Origin of the sequence: Citrobacter sp. S46_ASV_140 (genome assembly GCF_018919545.1) — a bacterium.
Classification (GTDB): domain Bacteria; phylum Pseudomonadota; class Gammaproteobacteria; order Enterobacterales; family Enterobacteriaceae; genus Citrobacter; species Citrobacter braakii.
This window is the reverse complement of record NZ_JAHLRC010000003.1, coordinates 49342-71700: the sequence shown is the minus strand read 5'-3', so window position 1 is coordinate 71700 and position 22359 is coordinate 49342. Positions and strand designations below refer to the sequence as shown.

At 53.9% G+C, this 22359-nt stretch carries 16 protein-coding genes and 1 pseudogene; 6 read left to right on the top strand and 11 right to left on the bottom strand.

Translation table 11 applies throughout. The features are described 5' to 3' along the window. Window positions 1–3: 3 nt before the first annotated feature. The 4 genes from sstT to KQJ19_RS01985 form a co-directional block, all read right to left on the bottom strand. On the bottom strand, window positions 4–1248 hold the full coding sequence (gene sstT, locus KQJ19_RS02000; RefSeq protein WP_049283300.1) for a serine/threonine transporter SstT: 1245 nt from the start codon (window positions 1246–1248) through the stop codon (window positions 4–6). Window positions 1249–1490: 242 nt separating this feature from the next. Further along, window positions 1491–2459 (bottom strand): TerC family protein, encoded by a 969-nt coding sequence (locus tag KQJ19_RS01995; protein ID WP_016154611.1) that lies wholly within the window; start codon window positions 2457–2459, stop codon window positions 1491–1493. A gap of 271 nt (window positions 2460–2730) precedes the next feature. Further along, on the bottom strand, window positions 2731–3729 hold the full coding sequence (locus KQJ19_RS01990) for a Gfo/Idh/MocA family oxidoreductase (RefSeq protein WP_047499168.1): 999 nt from the start codon (window positions 3727–3729) through the stop codon (window positions 2731–2733). Between the two features lie 72 nt (window positions 3730–3801). Continuing rightward, on the bottom strand, window positions 3802–4302 hold the full coding sequence (locus KQJ19_RS01985; RefSeq protein ID WP_103767079.1) for a M48 family metallopeptidase: 501 nt from the start codon (window positions 4300–4302) through the stop codon (window positions 3802–3804). 83 nt (window positions 4303–4385) lie between these two features. Between KQJ19_RS01985 and rlmG the strand changes: the two genes are divergently transcribed. Further along, window positions 4386–5522, top strand: coding sequence for a 23S rRNA (guanine(1835)-N(2))-methyltransferase RlmG (gene rlmG, locus KQJ19_RS01980; protein ID WP_216403289.1), 1137 nt, complete (start codon window positions 4386–4388; stop codon window positions 5520–5522). 56 nt (window positions 5523–5578) lie between these two features. On the opposite strand, the gene KQJ19_RS01975 is transcribed toward rlmG, so the two are convergent. The 4 genes and pseudogenes from KQJ19_RS01975 to KQJ19_RS01960 form a co-directional block, all read right to left on the bottom strand. Then, the gene (locus KQJ19_RS01975; RefSeq protein ID WP_016154607.1) at window positions 5579–7597 is read right to left on the bottom strand and encodes an NADPH-dependent 2,4-dienoyl-CoA reductase; all 2019 of its coding nucleotides are present in this window, start codon (window positions 7595–7597) and stop codon (window positions 5579–5581) included. A gap of 141 nt (window positions 7598–7738) precedes the next feature. Then, window positions 7739–8805: pseudogene (gene ugpC, locus KQJ19_RS01970) on the bottom strand (sn-glycerol-3-phosphate ABC transporter ATP-binding protein UgpC). After that, the gene (locus KQJ19_RS01965; protein WP_216403288.1) at window positions 8802–10190 is read right to left on the bottom strand and encodes a phosphomannomutase CpsG; all 1389 of its coding nucleotides are present in this window, start codon (window positions 10188–10190) and stop codon (window positions 8802–8804) included. The pseudogene ugpC and the gene KQJ19_RS01965 overlap by 4 nt, the downstream one beginning before the upstream one ends. A gap of 25 nt (window positions 10191–10215) precedes the next feature. After that, window positions 10216–11262, bottom strand: coding sequence for a LacI family DNA-binding transcriptional regulator (locus KQJ19_RS01960; protein ID WP_016154604.1), 1047 nt, complete (start codon window positions 11260–11262; stop codon window positions 10216–10218). Window positions 11263–11473: 211 nt separating this feature from the next. On the opposite strand from KQJ19_RS01960, the gene KQJ19_RS01955 reads away from it, so the two are divergent. Genes KQJ19_RS01955 through KQJ19_RS01935 form a run of 5 tightly spaced genes read left to right on the top strand, consistent with a single transcriptional unit; the run spans window position 11474 to window position 17101 of the window. Next, window positions 11474–12760, top strand: a complete 1287-nt coding sequence (locus KQJ19_RS01955; RefSeq protein WP_216403287.1) for an ABC transporter substrate-binding protein — start codon at window positions 11474–11476, stop codon at window positions 12758–12760. A 9-nt stretch (window positions 12761–12769) separates the two neighbouring features. After that, the gene (locus KQJ19_RS01950; RefSeq protein ID WP_200047064.1) at window positions 12770–13636 is read left to right on the top strand and encodes a sugar ABC transporter permease; all 867 of its coding nucleotides are present in this window, start codon (window positions 12770–12772) and stop codon (window positions 13634–13636) included. Next, a complete protein-coding gene (locus KQJ19_RS01945; protein ID WP_216403286.1) occupies window positions 13637–14464 on the top strand; it encodes a carbohydrate ABC transporter permease in 828 nt (275 codons plus the stop codon). Window positions 14465–14475: 11 nt separating this feature from the next. Next, window positions 14476–16059, top strand: a complete 1584-nt coding sequence (locus KQJ19_RS01940) for an alpha-glucosidase (RefSeq protein ID WP_216403285.1) — start codon at window positions 14476–14478, stop codon at window positions 16057–16059. Next, window positions 16043–17101 carry a glycoside hydrolase family 130 protein gene (locus KQJ19_RS01935; RefSeq protein ID WP_216403284.1) on the top strand — a complete coding sequence of 353 codons (1059 nt, stop codon included), beginning with the start codon at window positions 16043–16045 and terminating at the stop codon, window positions 17099–17101. Before KQJ19_RS01940 ends, KQJ19_RS01935 begins: the two co-directional genes overlap by 17 nt. A gap of 211 nt (window positions 17102–17312) precedes the next feature. Here KQJ19_RS01935 and KQJ19_RS01930 read toward each other — a convergent pair whose 3' ends face one another. The 3 genes from KQJ19_RS01930 to ebgA form a co-directional block, all read right to left on the bottom strand. Then, window positions 17313–18746: an amino acid permease gene (locus tag KQJ19_RS01930; protein ID WP_016154598.1), complete on the bottom strand. Its 1434-nt coding sequence runs from the start codon at window positions 18744–18746 to the stop codon at window positions 17313–17315. A gap of 65 nt (window positions 18747–18811) precedes the next feature. Further along, window positions 18812–19261, bottom strand: a complete 450-nt coding sequence (locus KQJ19_RS01925; protein WP_016154597.1) for a beta-galactosidase subunit beta — start codon at window positions 19259–19261, stop codon at window positions 18812–18814. After that, on the bottom strand, window positions 19258–22350 hold the full coding sequence (gene ebgA / locus KQJ19_RS01920) for a beta-galactosidase subunit alpha (protein WP_216403283.1): 3093 nt from the start codon (window positions 22348–22350) through the stop codon (window positions 19258–19260). The genes KQJ19_RS01925 and ebgA overlap by 4 nt, the downstream gene beginning before the upstream one ends. Window positions 22351–22359: the final 9 nt, after the last annotated feature.

Genomic DNA, 22359 nt, shown 5'->3' with positions numbered 1-22359 from the left:
AGATTAGCCGCGCAGGGCGTTATTTGCCAGACGTTCGTCTTCAGCCTGGCAGGCCGCAGCGGTAAACAGGACGTCTGTAGAAGAGTTCAGCGCCGTTTCACAGGAATCCTGCAATACGCCGATGATAAAGCCAACGGCAACGACCTGCATGGCGATGTCATTCGGGATACCGAACATATTACATGCCAGTGGGATCAGCAGCAGAGAACCTCCCGCCACGCCCGATGCGCCGCAGGCACACAGCGAAGCCACCACGCTCAGTAACAGCGCCGTCGGTAAATCGACCGGAATACCCAACGTATTTACCGCCGCCAGCGTCAACACGGTAATGGTGATCGCCGCGCCAGCCATGTTGATGGTGGCTCCCAGCGGGATAGAAACCGAATAGGTATCACGATCCAGGTTCAGCTTCTCACACAGCGCCATATTCACCGGAATGTTTGCCGCGGAGCTACGGGTAAAGAAGGCGTACACGCCGCTTTCACGCAGACAGGCCAGCACTAACGGATATGGGTTGCGGCGAATTTTCCAGAATACCAGCAGCGGGTTGACCACCAACGCTACCAGCAGCATACAGCCTACCAGCACGGTCAGCAGCTGCGCGTAGCCCCAAAGCGTGGCGAAACCGGTGGTTGCCAGCGTGGAGGAGACCAGGCCGAAGATACCGATCGGCGCGAAACGAATCACCAGCTTCACCATAAAGGTGACTGCGTTGGACATATCGTTGACCAGATTTTTGGTCGTTTCATTACCGTGACGCAGCGCAAAGCCCAGACCGACGGCCCAAACCAGGATGCCGATGTAGTTGGCGTTAAGCAGTGCATCAATTGGGTTAGAAACCATGCTCATTAGCAGGCCACGCATCACTTCAATAATGCCGGACGGCGGTACGATATCGCTGGCGCTGCTTGAAAGATGCAGCGTTGATGGGAAGGCGAAGCTGAAGACAACGGCCGCTAGCGCTGCGGAAAATGTTCCGAGCAGGTAGAGGAACAGGATTGGGCGGATATTGGTTTTTTGCCCGTGCTGGTGGTTGGCGATAGAAGCCATTACCAGCATCAGAACCAGAATTGGTGCGACGGCTTTTAACGCGCCGACGAACAGAGTACCCAGTAAACCAACGGCTTCTGCCGCAGGTTTTGACACCAGTGCCAGTAAAATCCCCAGAACCAAACCGATCAAAATTTGTTTAACCAGGCTCCCTTGCGCCAGGCGCGAGAATAGCCCCGATGAACGTTGCGTAGTCATGTAGTAATCCTTTCATTGTGTTGTTGCCCTGCCTTTGTGCGTTCTGTAGACGCATCTTTCAGGATGAGGCAAATGTTTGCATGGCTGAGTATAAGGAAAGAACAGGGTTCTGGAAGCGAAATATCCTGGATTTCGCGTTGAGATCATATTTTATAACTTTGGGTTAACATTATTTTGACATGATAAACAAAAAGCCCGACGCACGCAGTGTGCTGTCGGGCTTTTCAGCTAGCAGATGAAACTTACTGTATTTGTTGCTTTTTATCGTGCTGGTGGTTGACCCAGGCGTTCACAATCAGCGTCACAAACAGAATGCCAAATACCACGCCTAACGAGATAGCGATCGGGATATGGTAGAAATCGACGATCAGCATCTTAATACCGATAAACACCAGAATGACCGACAAACCGTACTTCAGCATGGAGAAACGCTCCGCCACGCCCGCCAGCAGGAAGTACATTGCGCGCAGACCCAAAATAGCAAACAGGTTTGAGGTCAACACGATGAACGGGTCGGTAGTGACGGCAAAGATAGCCGGAATACTGTCGACGGCAAAAATGACGTCGCTCAGCTCAACCAGAATCAACACCAGCATCAGCGGCGTAACAAACAGCAGGCCGTTTTTACGCACGAAGAATTTTTCATCTTCGATGGTATCGGTCATGCGCAAATGACCGCGCAGCCAGCGTACTAACGGCCTGTCGCCAATACCGGAAGCATCTTCTTTCGCCAGCGCCATTTTTACGCCGGTAAACAGCAGGAATGCACCGAACACGTACAACAGCCACTCAAATTGGGTGATAAGCCAACTGCCGGCGAAGATCATGATCGTACGCAGAACAATGGCTCCCAGCACGCCATACACCAGTACCCGACGCTGCAACGCAGGCGGTACGGAGAAGTAGCTGAACAGCATCAACCAGACAAAGACGTTATCTACTGCCAGCGATTTTTCGATCAAATAGCCGGTAAGGAACGCCAGCGCCTGTGGGTCGGCAACGGCGCGGCCCTGGGTTTGTGCCAGGTACCACCAGAAGACGGCGTTAAACAGTAACGACAGCGTTACCCAAACGATTGACCAGGCCGCAGCCTGCTTCATCGACATCGTATGCGCGCCACGACGACCCTGCAACAGCAGGTCGATGGCCAGCATAATTACCACCACGACAGCGAAGCCACCCCATAACAACGGTGTGCCGACAGTATTCATTGTATTTCCCCATGCATAAAAAAAACGGCCAACGCCGAATGACGTTAGCCGCTGCTTTTTATGCATAGACCTTGCCATTCGGCAAGGTCTCACTTACAACAACAAAGGAATACGATGGCGTATTCCTTTGTTATCGCCCGGCGACCGGATGTGGTTTTTCACACATCGTAATGACGATCAACCGACAACGAAGTTACTCCCCTTTGCGGGTTACAAAATATTACAGGCCATGCATTCAGTCAATGGCCTGCAACATTCGTTTTACATACTTTTACGCAGTCAGCGATATTACCGCTTCGTCTGCCGGGAAAATCACGCCGGTCTGGCGGCGAATCTCTGTTTGCAGTTTGGCGGTGATACGGCTGACGGCCAGTGCGGGGTGATCCACTTCGCCGGATTCAACCAAATGAGCAAAAGCCTCTGCCTCATACAGCATAGTATTGATGTGCTGAGGCGTCGTCAGATCCTGGGTTTTCCCCCCGCGAGGAACGAAGCACACTTTCTGACACTCGGAGATATGCTCGATCACCAGCGATCCCTGCTCACCCTGAATTTCACTGGCTAACACCGAGTCGCTTACTTTTGAGTGCTGGAGTGTGACGCTGAAATCACCGTAATTCATCACCACCACGCCGTGGGCATCTACGCCGCTTTCCAGCAGACTGGCGCTGGCCTGAACGCTTTGCGGCTCACCCCACAGCGCAACCGCTGAGGCCAGGCAGTAAAAACCGATATCCATAATCGAGCCATTTGAGAACGCCGGATTAAACGTGTTCGGATTTTCACCGTCCAGATAGCGCTGGTAACGCGAGGAGTACTGGCAGTAATTGATAAACGCTTTCCTGATTCTTCCGACTTTGGGTAGAGATTGCTGCAACAGCAGGAAGTTAGGCAAGCTGGCGGTCTTAAACGCTTCAAACAGCACGACCTGATTTTCGCGCGCGCAGGCGATAGCGGCTTCGGCTTGCGCCAGGTTTGAGGCCAGCGGCTTTTCGCAAATAACATGCTTTTTGTGCCGCAAAAACAGCTCGGTCTGCGGGAAGTGCAGGGAGTTTGGACTGGCGATGTAGACGGCGTCGATCGCCTCGCTTTGCGCCATCGCTTCCAGTGAGGTAAACAGATGCTCGACGGGGTAATCATTGGCGAAGGTCTGCGCCTGCTCGAGGCTACGGGAATAGACCGCGGTCAACTTATATTTGCCGGTTTCATGGGCGGCATCGACAAACTGGCGGGTGATCCAGTTTGTGCCAATTACTGCGAAACGTATCATAATGGCCTTCAGGCTGCGAAAAGGGATCCTTTCGTCAATTTAGCATGCTCTGAAGACAAAGCCAGTGCGCGACTACGCAGTTTGCTTTAACGATTGTTGCGTTAACCACAGGCGGGTATCGAACTCCAGTTGATGATACTGAGGCTCCATATGACAGCACAGCTGGTAAAACGCTTTGTCGTGCTCTTTTTCTTTCAGATGCGCCAGTTCATGAACGACGATCATGCGTAAAAAAGGTTCAGGGGCATTGCGAAACACGGTGGCAACGCGGATCTCCGCTTTGGCTTTTAGCTTACCGCCCTGCACGCGAGATACGGCGGTATGCAGCCCCAGCGCATTCTTCAGAACGTGTATCTTGCTGTCATACATGACTTTATTCAGCGGCGGGGCATTACGCAGGAACTGATTTTTCAGATCCTGAGCATATTGCCAGAGCGCTTTGTCGGTCGCGAAATCATGCGTCCCCGGATAGCGCTTCTCCAGCACTGCGCCCAGACGCTGTTCAGCAATCAGCGTTCTCACCTGAGAAAGCAAATGTTCCGGGTAGCCCTGGAGATAAGTTAGTTGGTTCATCTTTGCCCATGCCAATCATAAAAAGTGTATACTCACGCACCCTTTTCAGGGATACGCCGAAATTTTACCATTCAGGAGGGCCGATGAGCCACATAGACAACGGTTTCCGTTCGCTGTCACTTAAACGTTTCCCGGAAACGGATGACGTTAACCCGCTGCTGGCGTGGGAAGCGGCAGATGAATATCTGCTGCAACAGCTGGACGATACCGAGATTAGCGGCCCGGTGCTAATCCTGAATGATACCTTTGGCGCGCTGGGCTGTGCGCTGGCGCAACATTCGCCGTACAGCATTGGCGACTCCTATCTCAGCGAGCTTGCCACACGCGAGAACCTGCGTCATAACGATATTGCTGAGTCGAGCGTCAAATTCCTCGACAGCACCGCTGAATATCCGCAGGCGCCGGGCGTGGTGCTGATTAAGCTGCCAAAAACCATGGCGCTGCTGGAGCAGCAACTGCGCGCGCTGCGTGAAGTGGTGACGCCGCAAACGCGTATCATCGCCGGGGCAAAAGCGCGTGATGTGCATACCTCGACGCTGGAGCTGTTTGAAAAAGTATTGGGTCCAACCACCACCACGCTGGCGTGGAAAAAAGCCCGTTTAATCAACTGTACGTTCAGCAAACCTGAGCTGGCCGCTGCCTCGCAAATGCTAAGCTGGAAGCTGGAAGGTACCGAATGGACTATCCATAACCACGCCAACGTCTTCTCCCGTACCGGACTGGATATCGGCGCGCGCTTTTTTATCGAGCATCTGCCGGAAAACCTCGAAGGGGAGATTGTTGACCTCGGCTGTGGTAACGGCGTCATCGGTATGACGCTGTTGGCGAAGAACCCGGAAGCCAGCGTGGTATTTGTTGATGAATCGCCGATGGCGGTGGCTTCAAGCCGCTTGAACGTGGAAAGTAACATGCCTGAAGCGCTGGATCGCTGTGAGTTTATGATCAACAACGCGCTGTCGGGCGTCGAACCGTTCCGCTTTAACGCCGTGCTGTGTAACCCACCGTTCCACCAGAAGCACGCGCTGACGGATAACATTGCCTGGGAGATGTTCCACCACGCTCGCCGCTGCCTGAAAATCAACGGTGAGCTGTACATTGTGGCTAACCGTCACCTTGACTACTTCCACAAGCTGAAGAAGATTTTCGGCAACTGTGTGACCATCGCCACCAATAATAAATTCGTGGTACTGAAAGCGGTCAAAACCGGTCGCCGCCGCTAATCGTGTGTGCCGGATGGCGGCGTGACCGCCTTATCCGGCCTACGAAATCCATACTGTTAAATTTCCAGCGCCAGCGTCGTCCCTTGGGCAATAGCGCGCCGGGCATCCAGCTCCATCGCCACATCGCAGCCGCCGATCAGATGTACCGTTTTACCTGCCGCGTGGAGTGGATCAACCAGTTCACGGCGCGGCTCTTGTCCGGCGCAAATCACCACGTTATCCACGTTAAAGATCAACGGTTCGCCGTTCAACACGACGTGTAACCCATCATCATCAATTTTCTGATAGCTAACTGCCGGGATCATTTTCACGCCGCGTGAGAGCAGGGTGGCGCGATGGATCCAGCCTGTCGTTTTCCCTAAACCTTGTCCCGGTTTGCTGGCTTTGCGCTGCAACATCACTATCTGGCGCGGGCTGCGGGATAAGTGCGGGCCTTCCAGGCGTAAGCCGCCAGGCTGTTGCAGGCTGGTGTCGATCCCCCATTCCACGCAGAATTCCGCAATGTTTTGGCTGGTGGGCTCACCGGGCTGGCTTAAATACATGGCGGTATCAAAACCGATCCCGCCGCAGCCAACGATCGCCACGCGTTTGCCCACCGGCATTTTATCGCGCAGGACGTCGAGATAGCTGAGCACTTTAGGATGCGCGATCCCCTCGATCGGTGGCATGCGTGGCTCGATCCCGCTGGCGAGGATCACTTCATCGAAGGGGTACAGATCGCGTGCGCTGACAAAGTGATTCAGCTTCAGCGATACGCCAGTCACATCGATCATCCGGCGGTAGTAGCGCAGGGTTTCATAAAATTCTTCTTTGCCGGGGATCTGCTTAGCGATATTAAACTGCCCGCCAATCTCGCTATGCGCGTCAAACAACGTCACGTGATGACCGCGTGCGGCGGCATTAATGGCGAAGGCGAGGCCTGCAGGACCTGCTCCGACAACCGCCAGATTTTTCGGCACAGTGGCGGCAACGATCGGCATTTTGGTCTCATGGCAGGCGCGCGGATTCACCAGGCAAGAGGTGACTTTGCCGACGAAGATCTGATCCAGGCAGGCTTGGTTACAGCCGATACAGGTATTGATCTCATCCGCTCGCCCGGTTTGCGCTTTTGACAGCAGTTCGGCATCGGCGAGGAACGGACGGGCCATCGACACCATATCGGCATCGCCACGGGCCAGAATGTCATCGGCGACTTGAGGATCGTTAATGCGGTTGGTGGTGACCAGTGGGATCGTCACATGCCCTTTCAGCTTACGTGTCACCCAACTAAACGCACCGCGCGGCACCGGGGTGGCGATAGTGGGAATACGCGCCTCATGCCAGCCAATACCGGTGTTAATAATGGTCGCCCCTGCGGCTTCTATCGCCTGCGCCAACTGGACGGTTTCGTCGAAGGTTCCGCCGTTTTCCACCAGATCGAGCATCGACAGGCGGAAGATAATAATAAAGTCATTACCGGCACGCTGGCGTACCGCGCGCACCACTTCCACGGCAAAACGCATGCGGTTGGCATACTCGCCACCCCACTCGTCATTGCGCTGATTGGTGCGCAGAGTCAGGAATTCGTTGATGAGATAGCCTTCCGAGCCCATCACTTCGACGCCATCATAGCCTGCTTCCCGCGCCAGTTGAGCGCAGTGGGCAAAATCTTCAATCAACTGCAGCACCTCATCGTGCGTCAGCTCATGCGGCGTAAAGCGGTTGATTGGCGCCTGAATGGCAGAAGGTGCCACCAGATGCGGCTGGTAGCTGTAACGCCCGGTATGCAGGATTTGCAAGGCGATTTTGCCGCCTTCGTCATGCACCGCGTCGGTAATGACGCGATGATGTGCAAGCTGGCTGGTGTCGTTCAGCATCGCGCCGCCTTCCATCCCCACGCCGGAAAGCGCAGGCGCAATACCTCCGCTCACAATTAACGCTACGCCGTGACGGGCGCGTTCGGCGTAGAACGCGGCCAGCCGTTCTGCACCGTCGGGATACTCCTCCAGCCCGGTATGCATTGAACCCATCAGCACGCGGTTTTTAAGCGTGGTGAAGCCTAAATCGAGCGGGGCGAACAGCGACGGATAGCTCATAAAGGTGTCCAGTATGTAAAATTATTGTTATGTGGTCGGATGAGTTAATAATTTAGCCGTCGTGGCGTAAAAGGGAAAAGGGGAATGCCGTGATTGTGATGGGATTCAAAAAATGCCCCTGCGGACGCAAGGGCAAGTGGGTCAGAACGCCAGTCGTTTACCCAGACCGTCAAAGAGGTGCAGGTGCGACTCTTGTACGGTGAGCGTAAGCGGTGTATCCGGCATGAAGCTAAGCTGTTGAAAAGACTTCAGGCACACGGGGTGGCCGGCCAAATCCAACCACACCAGCGTGGAGTCGCCCTGTAATTCACACAGCCGGGTACGACCTTGCAATGTGAAATCCCCGGTCTGCTGGTACTGCATATGCTCCGGGCGGATGGCGACAAACAGCTTGTCCCCGTCGCTAACGCCTGCTGGCTGACGGGTGAGGCGGAAGACAAGGTTATCGGCGATATGCAGCGCGCCTTCGCGCCATACCGCTGGCAGAACATTGATTTTCGGCGTGCCGATAAACTCAGCGACAAACAGGTTTGCCGGGGTGTTATACAGCTCCAGCGGCGTGCCCACCTGCTCAATTTTTCCCTTGTAAAGCACCACGATGCGATCGGCCAGCGTCATCGCCTCCACCTGATCGTGCGTTACATAGATCATGGTGTTTTTCAGGGTGTTATGCAGTTGCTGGATCTCCTGGCGCATCCCGACCCGCAACGCGGCATCCAGGTTAGACAGCGGTTCATCAAACAGAAACAGTTCCGGTTGCTGGACAATAGAACGCCCGATCGCCACACGTTGGCGCTGCCCGCCGGACAGATTCTGCGGCAGCCTGTCCAGCATCTCTTCCAGCTTCAGCATGCTGGCGGCGTGAGCGACCCGCTTATCAATCTCGGCGGCGGGCGTGTTGATATTACGTAAACCGAATGACAGATTTTCCCTGACGGTCATATGCGGGTAGAGGGCGTAGGACTGAAACACCATCGACAGGTTGCGTTTGCCCGCCGCAAGTTTGGTAACCTCTTTTCCCCCCATCACCAGTTTACCGCCGTCGGGGATTTCCAGTCCGGCGATGATCCGCAGCAGCGTGGATTTCCCGCATCCGGAAGGGCCAACCAGCACAATGAACTCCCCGGAGGCGATCTCCAGCGACAGATTTTCAATGATGGTGTTCTTGCCCAGGCTTTATGAATATTGCTCAGGCTTAGCGCGGTCATAACCTCTCCTTGTCAGAATCCCAGGCTGCAATCAGCGTTAAAAGTTCATCGGTTTTGCGCGCCAGCAGTGCCGTATCCGCGCGGGTTTCCACGTTCAGGCGCAGTAGCGGCTCGGTGTTGGAGGCGCGTAAGTTGAAGCGCCAGTCAACGAAGTCGATGCTCAACCCGTCGCAATCGTCACGCAGGCCGCTGGCTTGCAGATAGTGAGAGGCGATGGATTGCATGACCGATTGCGGATCGGCCACCGTCAGATTGATTTCGCCGGAAACCGGAAAGCGCACCTGGGCGTGTTCGATATACGCCGACAGCGGACGGCTGTCGCTGCCGATAATTTGCAGCAGCAATACCAGTGGGATCATCCCGCTGTCGCAATAGCCAAAATCGCGGAAGTAGTGGTGGCCGCTCATTTCTCCGCCGTAGACCGCGTCCTCTTCGCGCATTCGCGCTTTGATAAAGGCGTGCCCGGTTTTGCTGATGACCGGGATTCCGCCGCAGCGAGTTACAACGTCCAGCGTATTCCACGTCAGGCGCGGGTCCAGAATGATATGACTGCCTGCGGAGCGTTGCAGGAAGTGCTCGGCGAACAGGCCAACCAGGTAGTAGCTCTCAATAAAGCGGCCACACTCATCAAAGAAGAAGCAGCGATCGAAATCGCCATCCCAGGCGATGCCGAAATCAGCCTGATTCTCGATAACCGCCTGCTGGGTGATGAGGCGGTTTTCCGTCAGCATCGGATTCGGCACGCCCGCCGGGAAATGACCGTCCGGCTGATGGTGCAGGCGAATAAACTCAATCTGAACCCCCGCACGGGCCAGTCCGTCGGCGATCGCGTCAAGCGCAGGCCCGACGGTGCCATGTCCGGCGTTGGTCACAATACGTAACGGGCGAGTCGGCGGATGCTGAAGGAAGCGCAGCAGGCAGGCAATCCAGGCGGGGCGATTATCATAAGGGATGAGGCTGCCACGATGGACAATCGGTGCAAAGTCATTGCGCTCCGCCAGCGCTTTTATCTCCAGCAGGCCGTTGTCGTTACTGATCGGACGCGCCTCTTCGCGCACCAGCTTCATACCATTGTACTGCGCCGGATTATGGCTGGCGGTAATCTGAATGCCGCCGTCGGCACGCAGTTCCCGGGTGGCGAAATAGATCTCTTCGGTGCCTGACAGACCAAGGTCGATAACATCCACGCCGCTGGAAATCAGCCCGTCGGTCACGGCGGATTTTAACGATTCCGAGCTAAGGCGAATGTCGGCGCCGATCACCACCCGGCGCGGATGGCGCCAGGCGGCGTAAGCGCGACCGATGCGAAAGGCGATATCCGGCGTCAGGTTGACGCCAACCTCACCGCGAATGTCGTAGGCTTTAAAACAGGTTAGTTCATCCATAATCTACTCTTCTGTAATTAATGAGTCAGGCTGACTCCCGAATGATGAGCTGGTAAGGCAATTCATAGTGGGTCACCGGTCCTCTGGTGAGCAGCAATTTGACGGCCATTTCCCCTTTCTTTTCCGCGTCTTGCGCGATGGTGGTCAGGCGTATTCCCGCCACCTCAACGGCGAGATTATCGAAACCGGTAACGGCAACCCGCTGCGGAACCGCCAGTTGCTGCCGTTGGCAGTAGTGGATCGCGCCGACGGCGAAGCGATCGGAAAGGCAGATAAGCGCAGTGATCTCCGGATGGGTTTCCAGTAACGCTTTGGCCGCCTGTTCGCCGTGTTCTTCATCGTGTCGGGTTTGATACAGCCAGCACGTATCAAGGGCGAAGCCGCGCTGCTGGAAAACCTCCCGGCAGGCATTCACGCGGGAGAGCATCAGCAGGTTGTCGCCGGTGACGGGGGCGGTCAGATCGCACATTCCCTGCGCTGAGGGCTGTGACGGAAAGGCGATGATGCCGAAATGTCGATGACCTTTATCGGCCAGATAGCGGGCAATATCGCGCATGGCGCAGGCGTTATCGATGGAGACGCTGCTATGGTCGGGAAACTGAAAATCGAGCGTGACCACCGGACGCCCATGAGCCAGCGCGTGCTGGATCATGGCCGCATTGTTATGCGTGGCGTTGAGAATATAGCCATCAACCAGGGTGTTGAGCGGCGTCTGTTGCCGCTTACGCAAAGGGATCAAGACCAGATTGACGTTTTGTTCTTCACACTGGACGGCGATCCCCCGCATCAGCGCAATGTCGTGGGGATCGATAAACACGTAACTCATAGAGTCGTTGAATATCACGCCGATGGTGTCAGATTTGCCGGTACGCAGCGCGCGCGCCAGCTTGTCCGGTCCCTGAAAGCCAAGCTCGCTGGCATATTGCAAAATTCGCTGGCGCAGCTCCGGAGATAATTTTTCCGGATTATTCCATGCGTTCGACACCGTGGTATGGGAAATACCCATAATCTTGGCCAATGATTTTATCGTAATACGTTTCTTATCTTTATTATCATTAACGTTTATTTTCATGTTTAATATATTTGCTGGGTTTATATATTGGCGTGAATTATTTATTTCTATCGTCCATTGCGTTGAACGTTGATGCAAAGTTTAACGTTAAACAAAAATCGTTTTGTGATTTGTTTAACGTTAAACATAAAAAGGGGGTGTTAATTTACGCTCCATTCAATAGCAGGGTAGCGGTAAATCAATACTTATTGAAAGTAAATGGAGAGTTATCGTGAGAGTTGTAAAATTAGCTAAATTAACAACCTGTGTACTATTCGCATTTTGTATTTCTGGCTGCGGTCCGGATGATAAAAAATCCGCAGAGACAGCAAAAACGCCAATTAAAATGTGGGTGGCACCAAACGAAAATGAAGAAGCCTTCTGGAATACTATGGTTAAAGAATGGAATAAAGACCCGGCGCATACCCCGGTCGAATTTACGCCCATTCCTGCCGCCAGCAGTTCTGAAGAGGCAATAATGAACGCGCTGGCTTCCGGCACGGAACCCGATATTTCCAGTAATATCTTTATCGGTTTTGCCAGCCAGTTGGTGGAAATTGGTCAGCTTGAAGACCTGTCTAAAATGAGTGGTTTTAATGAACTCGTTAATAACCGACAGATGGGCAAAATTATTCCTGCCTGGCAATTAAACGGCGAGCAACATGTTCTGCCAATCTATATTAATCCTATCGTCTGGTGGTGGCGGGGCGATTTACTCAAGCAGTATGGTTTTGATCATGTTCCGACCCGTTATGATGAGCTTTATCAGCTGGCAGAGCGCCGGGCGGCGGATAATAACGGCTATGTTATCCAGATGACCGCCGGGAAAAACTGGTGGGAACGCTGGTTCGATTTTATTCCGCTTTATTATGCGCAAAACGGCGGTAAACCTTACCTCGCGGGTCATCAGGCGACGTTTGCCGATCCTGCCGGACAGGCGGTACTGACCTTTATGGGGAAAGTCTTTAACAGCAAGTGGAGCAGCTACGACTTCACCGCCGCCGACGATCCGTTAGCGACTGGACAGGTGCTGGCGTCCGCGCGCGGTCCGTGGGATATCGCTCGCTATCACAAGCAGTATCCGGAGATCCTCAAAACGCTGCAAATTGGGCCGATGCTCACCGAGAAAGGCGACGCGCATCCGTATACGTTCGGCGACAGCAAAGGGGTGGTGATCTTCAGTTCCAGCAAGCGCAAAGCGCAGGCGTGGGCGTTTATTCAGTGGGTCTTTAACAACGCCGAGCACGACCGGAGCTGGCTGGAGCTGACCGGTATGCCGCCAGCACGCAGTGATTTAATGAGTAATCCGCTGTTTGTGAATTACTTTGAGAAAAACCCGCTGGAGAAGGCGATCGCATCTTACGTGGACGTCGCGCTGCCGCCAGCGGCCACTACGCAAACCACGGAGATTCAGCGCAGCATGACGCAGATGCTGGAGCAGGTCATTTTCAACCACGCCGATCCGGCTGCCACCCTCGATAAATCCGCGCAGGAAATTAATACGTTGCTGGCGAAATAAGGGGAAAAAATGGCTGGATATGAATCCCGCACCGGAGGCCTGTTGGCCTCCACGTGGATCGGTTATTCGTTGCTGTTCTGGTTTTATCCGCTGTGCTGGCTGGTCGTGCTCAGCGTGACGAACTGGCAATTTATTGGCACGCCGACGTTTAGCGGATTACAGAATATCATTGGCGTGTTTCATGACGCGTTATTCTGGCAGTCGATGTGGAACGTGTGCCGTTTTTTAATGTGGTATATCCCGATTGTCTTTCTTGCCTCGCTGCTGTTTGCCGCGGGATTACGAAAAATTAAGTACGGGAAAAGTTTTATTGCCCTGAGCTTTTTACTGGCGAATATCTCTTCGGGGGTGGCCTATTCCATCGTCTTTTCAAAATTGTTCAGCGAATACGGGCCGGTCAATCAATTTTTACAGGCCAGTTTCGGCATCTCTGTGCCCTGGTTTACCAACCCTGACTGCGCCATGTTATCCATTGCGTTAATTGTTACCTGGAAATTCGTCGGTTATTACGGGCTGATTCTCTATTCCGGGATGGTGGCGATCCCCGCGGATATTTACAGCGCGGCGCAGTTGGATAAAACCGGGAGGTTTAAGCAAAGTTGGGCGATTACCCTGCCGATGATGAACGCGCAAATCGTGATGGTGATGGTGCTGGCGATTACCGTGGCGTTCAGCATCTTTACCGAGCCGTATCTTATCACCGGCGGTGGACCGCTCAACAGCACCACCAGTCCGATGGTGGTGATGTATGAAGTGGCGTTCCAGAAAATGAAGCCAACCTGGGCGGCGACCATGTCGATTATCGTTGCGGCATGCAGTTTCCTCGCCATCTGGGTCTTCCGCAAAGTATTCGAAAAACATATCGAGATTGTGTGAATGAAGAAACTGACTCCCTTAACGCTGCTCATTCACGCCATGATGTTTTTGCTGGCGCTCACCTGGCTCTATCCTTTTATCTGGATGGTGATCTCCTCGCTGAAACCGACGGCGCAAATCTACACGACCGGGCTGTTTTCCGGTCATCTGACGCTGGAGAATTACGCTTTTCTGTTCGATAACAGCAACCGGGCGGACAAACCTTTTTTGCGCACCCTGGTTAACTCGCTGTTTGTGTCGCTCACCATTACCGTCTGCGTCACGCTGACCTCAATGCTGGTGGGATATGCCGTCGCGAAAACCGATTTTCGCGGCAAAAATGCGTTTCGCAACCTGTTGATTGTGCAGATGGTTTTCCCGGTCTTTATGTTCATCATTCCACAGTTTGTCCTGATGCGTGAACTGGGGCTGATCAACAGCTACGGGGCGATGATCCTGCCGTATGCGATGAGCGCCTGGGGCATTTTCATGGTTTCGCAGAGCTTTAAAGGCACGCCGAATGATTACCTGTACGCCGCAAGGCTCGATCACGCCAGCCTGTGGGGGATCCTGCGGCATGTGATGATGCCGCTGAATAAATCCATTCTGGCGATTGTCGCGCTGTTCACCTTTTCCAGCTCATGGGACAACTTCCTCTGGCCGCTGATCGTGATGCGCGAAGTGGACAAAATGCCGTTTTCGGTGCTGCTCGCCACCTTCAGCAAATCCTATGGCATCTACCTGGGACCGGTGCTGGCGGGGTCGGTGGTGCAGATGCTGCCAATCGTTGTCCTGTTTATTCTGTTCAGAAAATACTTCCTCGAAGGCATGTCGTTATCACTGAAATAAGGAACGTGACGGTGAAAAAGCAACTGTGGTGGCAGGCGTGTACCTGCTATCAAATTTATCTGCCTTCGTTTTGCGACGGCAATAACGACGGGCTGGGCGATTTTCCGGGCCTGATTTCCCGGCTGGATTATTTGCAGGCGCTGGGCATTGGCGCGGTGTGGATCACGCCGTTTTATCCCTCTCCGCTGGTGGATAACGGCTACGATATCAGCGATTACTGCGCCGTTGACGCCCGTTTCGGCACTCTCGACGATTTCCGCCGGGTGGTTGACGGCTGCCATGCCAGAGGCATTCGGGTGATTATCGATCTGGTGGTCAATCACGTCTCCTCAGAACATCCCTGGTTTTGCGATGCGTGGAATAATCCGGACAGCCGCTATCGTGATTATTTCCTTTTTCGCCGCCAGCCGAATAACTGGCGTTCTTTCTTTTCCGGCAGCGCGTGGACCGCGGAGCCTGACACCGGCGAATTTTATTACCATAAATTCGCGCCCGGCCAGGTGGATCTCAACTGGGCCAACCCCGCGGTGGAACAGGAAATTTACCGGGTGGTGGATTTCTGGGTTACGCAGGGGGTGGACGGTTTTCGCTTTGACGTCATCAACTTTCTTACTACCGACGGCATTGGGCCTGATAACCCGGAAGAGAACGGCGAGCAGCGCCATAAATTTGACATCAATCAGCCGCGACTCCCGGAAACGCTGCAACGGCTATGTGCCCATGTTCGGGCGCAGGGGGACTATTTCCTGATTGGCGAAATCGGCAGCGAAGACCCTGACGTGCTCAGCCGCTATCAAAGTCCGCAACTGATGGACGTGGTGTTTAATTTCAATATCGGCAGCCAGAAAACCTTTGATGTTTCCCGTCTTTTCAGCCAGTTAAAAACCACGCTGGCTGCGCAGTCGGGTTTACCGACGCTGTTTTTCTCCAGCCATGATATGTCACGGATGATCAGCCGCTTTGGCGAAAACGAGCGCGATACCGGGCGGGCGCTGGCGGTGTTGGCGCTCCAGCTAACGGTGAGCGGCGTGCCGTTTATCTTCCAGGGCGAAGAGCTGGGGGTGACCGACTACCGTCCGCAAACGGCAGAGCAGCTTTTTGATATACAGGGAAAAACCCATTACCGCACCGCCCTTGCCGCAGGCAGCAGCCCACAGCAGGCGCTGGCGCTGGCTATTGAACATTCGCGGGATGGTTCGCGCGCGCCGCTGCCCTGGCGCGACGCCCCCTTTGGCGGATTTTCCACCGTCGCGCCGTGGATGCCCGTCGGCGGCGATATCGCCCTGATTAACGCGGAGCGCCAGCAACAGGATGAGACATCGTTCTGGCATCAGTACCGGCTGCTGATCGCCCTGCGCCGCTGCGTTGCGGCGCTGCATCAGGGACAGCAGGACTCGCTTAACCTCACTGACGAATGCGTCTGGTTTACCCGTTCGACGGCGGCGGAGCAGGTCTGGATCGCCATCAACTTTGGTGCGCCTGTTCGCAATCCGTGGCAGGAGATTGAGGCTGAAGAGCTGTACGGAGAGGACGCGCAATGGATTGGTAAGAATCAATGTTTGATCAAAAGGAGAGTACATGGACAGGCACAGTAAAAACCCGTTGATTACCCCGGCGGACGTGACGCCTTCACTGCCCGGCAGGAAGGTCGATTGTGTTTTCAATGCTGGCGTAACGGAGTGTGACGGGGAGATCGTTTTGCTGCTGCGGGTGGCGGAAAGCGTGATCAATTCCGACCCGCAGCAGCGTGTCGTACCGCTGTTGGAAAAAACCGATGCGGGCTGGGTACAGGCCACCGCGAGTTTCGATCGTCGCGATGAACGCTATGATTTCAGCGATCCGCGGGTGATCGTGCTGAAAAGCGATCCGGCGCGGGTGTGGCTGACCTCCATGTCGCATCTGCGTCTGGCGCGCAGTCGCGACGGGGTGAACTTCCGGATTGACAGCCAGCCGTTTATCATCGCCGATACGCAATATGAAGAGTTCGGCTGCGAAGATGCGCGGATCACCCGCATCGATGATATCGCGTACATCAACTACTCGGCGGTGTCGTCGCTGGGGATCTCTACCGCGCTGGCGGTGACCAAAGACTTTGTCACGGTGGAGAAAAAAGGGTTGATCCTCTGTCCGGACAACCGCGACGTCTGCTTTTTCCCGGAAAAGATCGCCGGTAAATATCACGCCCTGACCCGTCCGGCCCCGTGCCACTTCGGTCATCCGGAAATCTGGATCTGCGAGTCGCCGGATATGCTGCACTGGGGCAACCATCGCCACCTGCTGGGACGGTCCGGCGATGCCTGGGACTGCCGTAAATCAGGCGGCGGCGCGCCGGTATTAAAAACCGATCGCGGCTGGCTGGAGATCTACCACGGTGTGGATGCCGATCAGCACTACTGCCTCGGCGCGCTGCTGCTGGATCTCAACGATCCGACCCATATTTTGGCGAAATCACCGGTACCGTTGCTGGAGCCAGATGCGCCCTACGAGCGCGAAGGCTTCTTCGGCAATGTGGTGTTCACCTGTGGGGCGCTGATCCGCGATGAGACGCTGCACGTCTGGTACGGCGCCGCCGATGAGTGCGTGGCGCTGGCGACAATGCCGCTGGACAAACTGTGGCGGCATCTGGGGGTTAAATAAATGCCGCAGAGTGTCCTGGGTTGCTAAACCTCCTTCTGGCTGGGGGGGCGATTCACACGTTGCGGCCGCTGGTGGACGAATCTTTGCTGCAAATAATGAAAGTACACAACAGAAGAGCAGGGCAATAAATGCCCTGCAAGTCTGTATATTTAATTTCACATTGTATTTCAGGTGAGCAAGAAAACAGACCGCTCTAATCGTTATTAATATTTTAATTAATATCTGACGCGGGAGCCGCCTCAATAGCTTTTTCTTCTTTGGTTAGCCCTTTGATGTATTTACTGTATTTCCACCAGGCAAAACCGAGGAAAATAACAATCCCCCCGACGTTATAGAAAATAATGGTCATGATGTTACCACCGGTCGGGAAGGTCGAGGCAATAAACCCGATGGTGAAAAGGACAATCAGCATCGATACCACAATAATGCCGGTTTTTTGCGAGCCCATACGGAAGTCGCGCGGTAAGTGGTCCAGTTTTGCGCGCAGATTCAGGTAAGCCAGCATAATAAACAGCGGCGGCAGCATCGATGCGGCGGCGGTCATGTTGATGATGGTGTTCATTAAATCCTGCACGGTATTGGAGCCGAGCGTTGGGATAATCATCAGCGGGATAACAATCAGGAACTGAATCCAGGCTGCGCGGGCCGGAACGCCATTTTCATTCAGTTCGACGGTTTTTTTACCGAAAATACCCGCCGGAATTTCAGAGAAGAAAATTTTCACCGGCGTTGCGGTCCACATCAGCAGAGAGCCGAACATCGCGGTAAAGGAGACCAGGCCGACAAAGCGGTTAACGATCAGTTCCGGCAGGCCAAAGTATGCCGCCAGGCCGTGGAATACCTGTACCGAACCACCGGTAAATTTCAGCTCTTTGCTGCTCACGAAGACGTTGATCAGTACCGAGGAGATGGAATAGAGCACGCCGATAAAAATCCCGGCAATGATAATGACCTTCACGAACGATTTGGACCCGCCCTTGACGTCGTTGACGTACACTGCCACCGACTCCGCACCGCCTGCCGCCATAAAGATCCAGGTGGTGATACCGAGGAAGGCCCAGTTAAAATTCGGGATCATTGCGTCTACGGTGATAGGGTCAGCAGGCTGTACGCCGCCAACCAGCGCAGTACCCGCCAGCAGGATGTAGGACAGGGTCAGCAGCAGCATCAATGTGGAGGTGACCGAAGTAATCGGTCCTAACATTTTTGCGCCGTTGGTCGAAACCCAGGTGGAGAAGGCAAACAGCACCATACTTAACACCGTGGTTGCGAACGGTGTCAGAATGTATTCGTAGCCTAAAAAAGCATATGAGGCGTAGGCGATAACACGGGGTAACAGCGAGGTAAAAAAGAACAGGTTAACGAACCAATAGGTATAGGCGGTAATAAATGCCCAACGTCCGCCCAGCGAACTTTTCACCCATGCATAGACACCGGCTTCGGAGTTTTTATTCAGCGAAACAAATTCAGCGATGATTAAGCAGAACGGAATAAAGTAGAAGATCGTCGCGAGGAAAAACATCGGTGCGGATGCCAGACCCAGCTCAATATTATTGTTGATAACGTTATTAAAACTATAAACCGCGGCAAAGGTGAGTGAAAGTAAGCCGAACTTGCCGATGGTATTACGTTTGGTATCAGACATAGCACATCTCCGATTCCTGATTATTATAGGGTACTGGCGGCGCAACGTCGGCGCCGCCTGTGTTTTTATTTATTATGAAAATAACCATCTTCGATGGTGACTTTGAGTACGACTTTCTTCACTGCGTTATTACAAATAAAACGATAGGCTTCATGGTTGTCACAAATAACCATTTGTCCTTCGCGCACTTCTACGGTTTTTCCACAGCCTTTCAGATATTCGCGATCGGTTTCATCGCGATAATATTCAACCACCTGGAGATCCTCTTTGGCGGCATACTCTATTTTTTGCTGTCCTTGCAGGTAGTAATGGATTTCAAAATAACGACGATGACCGGTAAACAGTGCATCGGTCGCGGAGTCTGTCTCCACGCGATAGCTCAGGGAATCACCGATAGAGTGGGCGACGCCTGGTTGAATATTATCAATATTTTCAATCGCTTCGACGCAGCGCTGCCACTTCTTCCCGGATGCGTAAATTTGTTGGAACTGCGCTAAGTTGTCGATGATCCTCATTTTGTATTCTCACTGTGCAAATTCGTGGAAAAGAACCCGGTACCAAAGACGCGGCTGGCGGCGGTTTGAGCGCTAGATTCGCTACCGGAAACCGGCAACAACGTGAAGCCGTAGCTGAACGAACGGAACCAGACGCGCCAGGAATCAAGCACCTCGCTTCCCCAGGAGTTGGAGCCTAAGCCCAGCACCTGGTGGTCCAGATTTAGGGTGATGTCATCGCTGCGCTGCAGCGCATTACAGTGCTGTGCGGCAAAGATATTTTCTGGCGTATAGCGCCAGGCGCTCAGGTTGACAGGGCGCTGCGGAACCACCAGCAGACCGTTGCCGTGGCGGTTGGTTAGCGTTGCCCAGCGCACGTCCTGACGATTGCCGTTGTTTTGCGGGAACGGATAGTTTTCGAACATCTCATCCACGCTGCTGCGCCAGATATCGATGATGTTGGCCTGCTGGCTATCGGCATAGTTTTCACCGGGACCACGTCCGTAATACGCCACCTGCCCCAAATCGCCGTTGATGCCCATCGTGAAGCCGATGCACGGAATAATGTCCCGGTACTCGCCGTAAGGCTGGCCGGAAAGCTCCACGTTCAACTGACCATCTGCGGCAATCCGCCAGCGGTAGGTACAGCGCATACCGAAATCAAATACCGGCGGGGCGATAATCGTCTGGCTGGTTATCAACAGCGCGTCATCGGTTTGCTCAATGGCAAAATCGCGCAGATGCTCCTGCATAATCTGTAAATGATTTGGTTGCCAAAGGCCTTCGAACTCTTGTTTGTGGTTATCAATGGTTGGTTTGAAGAAATTAATCTTCGGCTCACGGGTAATCAGCTCCTCACCGTTAACGGTCCAGCTAATGGGCTTACCGTTCAGTTTTGAGAAGGTCAGAAGGAAGTTATAACCGCGTATGGTGCAGCTCTGGCGGCTGTCTTCCAGCGTCAGAGGGGTAGCGTTTTGCTGGCTAAACGGTACGGCAGCCGCCGTTCTGGCCTTCAGCGGGAACTGATAAGTCGCGATGTGGTGCCCGGCTTCGCTGTATAACGTGCGGGAATCTTTCGTCACGATGACGTTGAGGAACGCTTCGCGCGCATCCAGCTCCGGCAGTGTGCATTGCACAAGGGTATCGCTATTAGGAGGGACGTCGCGCAGTTTTATCTGCTGAGCAGAAAGCGTATCTCCTTCGGCGCGAACCTCAATATGCAAGGTGTAGTCGTCAAGCGTGGTAAACCACAGTTTGTTTTCTACCCGTAGCTCGCCGCGAGCCAGATCCTGTGCGCGTACTTTTACTGGCGCAATCACCTGCTTGTACTCCTGCAGACCCGGCCCCGGGGTTTGATCGGAATAAATCAGGCCATCAAGGCAGAAGTTGTAGTTGTTCGGATAGTCGCCGTAGTCGCCGCCATATTTGTACCAGACGTTGCCGTCGTCATCTTTGGCCTGAATCCCGTGATCGCACCATTCCCAGACATAGTGTCCCTGAATGCAGTCATGCTGATAAAAGACGTTCTGATATTCCGTCAGCCCGCCGGGACCGTTGCCCATGGCGTGAGCATATTCGCAGATGATGCGCGGCTTAGGATGTGGATATTCGCCAAACTCATTCATCAGCGGCACACGGGTGTACATGGTGGAGATGATATCCACCACTTCGGCGTCACGATCTTCTTCGTAATGGATCAGACGCGTGTCATCCAGCGCTTTCGCGGCGTGATACATGGCGCGGATGTTACAGCCGTATCCGGATTCGTTGCCGAGCGACCAGATGACGATCGACGGGTGGTTTTTTTGTGCATGGATGTGGCGCACGATGCGCTCAACGTAGACGTTTTCCCACAGCGGATCGTCGGTTATCCGGCTGATATCGCCGATATTGGCGAAGCCGTGAGATTCAACGTCGGTTTCGGCCATCACGAACAGACCGTAGATATCGCACAATTCATAGAAGCGCGGATCGTTCGGGTAATGGGCGGTACGCACGGAGTTGATGTTGTGCTGCTTCATTAACAGCAGATCTTTTTCAACGCGATCCATGCCAACCGCACGGCCTTTAAGATGATCGTTATCGTGGCGGTTAACGCCATGCAGCATCACGTAGCGGTTATTGATGTAAAACAGACCGTCGCGAACTTTGATATCGCGGAATCCGACCCGCTGTGGCACGACCTCAAGGAGATTGCCGTTGGCATCTTTCAGCGTCATCACCAGATGATAAAGATACGGCGATTCCGCTGACCACTGCTGCGGCGCGCTAACCTTGAAATTAAAAGCGGTGCGGGTGTGTTGATCCACTGCCAGATTGTTAATCACGCCGCTATGCAGCGCCTGCTCACCGTCAAACAAGGTGTATTCGAGCGACGCCATCGCTGGCGTGGCAGCCAGGTTTTCCAGCGCAATGTCGCAGGTGAGGGTGGCGTCGCGATAGTCATCATCGAACTCTGTGCGAACGGTAAAATCCTGAATATGGGTCGCCTGTTTGCCTACCAGATAGACGTCGCGGAAAATTCCCGCCGACCACCACATGTCCTGGTCTTCAACGTAAGTGGAATCAGCCCATTGCATTACGCGAACGCACAGCAGGTTGTCACCGGTCTTCACCACCGCGCTGATATCAAATTCAGCCGTCAGGCGGCTGCCTTTGCTGAAACCGACGTACTGACCATTCACGTAAACTTCGAAGTAGGTTTCTACGCCATCAAATTTAATCAGCGTTTGTTTGCCCTGCCAGCCTTCGCTGAGGGAGAAAATGCGCTGGTAGGCTCCGGTGGGGTTATTGGTCGGAACGTAGGGGACATCAATCGGGAAAGGAAAACCTTCGTCGGTATACTGCAGTTTGCCGTGTCCTTCCATCTGCCACATGCCTGGGACGGTGATGCTGCCCCAGTCATTCATCAACTGCGACGTAAAGATTTCCGGCACCTGCAGCGGATGCTCAAAGAACTGAAAATTCCACTGACCGCTTAGCAACTGAAAGAGGCTGCTGGTTTCGCGGGCAAACGAGCGAGCCTGCGCAACGGAGTCATAAGAGAAAAAATATGCGCGTGGCGCCAGTCGATTTTCGTGGGTGAGCTGAATGTTTTCCCAGCGATTCATAAGGCCTCC

Excerpts from the sequence above, each read along its gene's own strand:
- KQJ19_RS01950 (WP_200047064.1), top strand. The coding sequence starts at position 12,770 with ATGGCTGGATATGAATCCCGCACCGGAGGCCTGTTGGCCTCCACGTGG.
- KQJ19_RS01985 (WP_103767079.1), bottom strand. The coding sequence starts at position 4,302 with ATGAACCAACTAACTTATCTCCAGGGCTACCCGGAACATTTGCTTTCT.
- KQJ19_RS01995 (WP_016154611.1), bottom strand. The coding sequence starts at position 2,459 with ATGAATACTGTCGGCACACCGTTGTTATGGGGTGGCTTCGCTGTCGTG.
- KQJ19_RS01925 (WP_016154597.1), bottom strand. The coding sequence starts at position 19,261 with ATGAGGATCATCGACAACTTAGCGCAGTTCCAACAAATTTACGCATCC.
- KQJ19_RS01945 (WP_216403286.1), top strand. The coding sequence starts at position 13,637 with ATGAAGAAACTGACTCCCTTAACGCTGCTCATTCACGCCATGATGTTT.
- KQJ19_RS01930 (WP_016154598.1), bottom strand. The coding sequence starts at position 18,746 with ATGTCTGATACCAAACGTAATACCATCGGCAAGTTCGGCTTACTTTCA.
- KQJ19_RS01990 (WP_047499168.1), bottom strand. The coding sequence starts at position 3,729 with ATGATACGTTTCGCAGTAATTGGCACAAACTGGATCACCCGCCAGTTT.
- KQJ19_RS01965 (WP_216403288.1), bottom strand. The coding sequence starts at position 10,190 with ATGGATGAACTAACCTGTTTTAAAGCCTACGACATTCGCGGTGAGGTT.
- KQJ19_RS01975 (WP_016154607.1), bottom strand. The coding sequence starts at position 7,597 with ATGAGCTATCCGTCGCTGTTCGCCCCGCTCGATTTAGGCTTCACCACG.
- ebgA (WP_216403283.1), bottom strand. The coding sequence starts at position 22,350 with ATGAATCGCTGGGAAAACATTCAGCTCACCCACGAAAATCGACTGGCG.
- sstT (WP_049283300.1), bottom strand. The coding sequence starts at position 1,248 with ATGACTACGCAACGTTCATCGGGGCTATTCTCGCGCCTGGCGCAAGGG.
- KQJ19_RS01960 (WP_016154604.1), bottom strand. The coding sequence starts at position 11,262 with ATGAAAATAAACGTTAATGATAATAAAGATAAGAAACGTATTACGATA.
- KQJ19_RS01935 (WP_216403284.1), top strand. The coding sequence starts at position 16,043 with ATGGACAGGCACAGTAAAAACCCGTTGATTACCCCGGCGGACGTGACG.
- rlmG (WP_216403289.1), top strand. The coding sequence starts at position 4,386 with ATGAGCCACATAGACAACGGTTTCCGTTCGCTGTCACTTAAACGTTTC.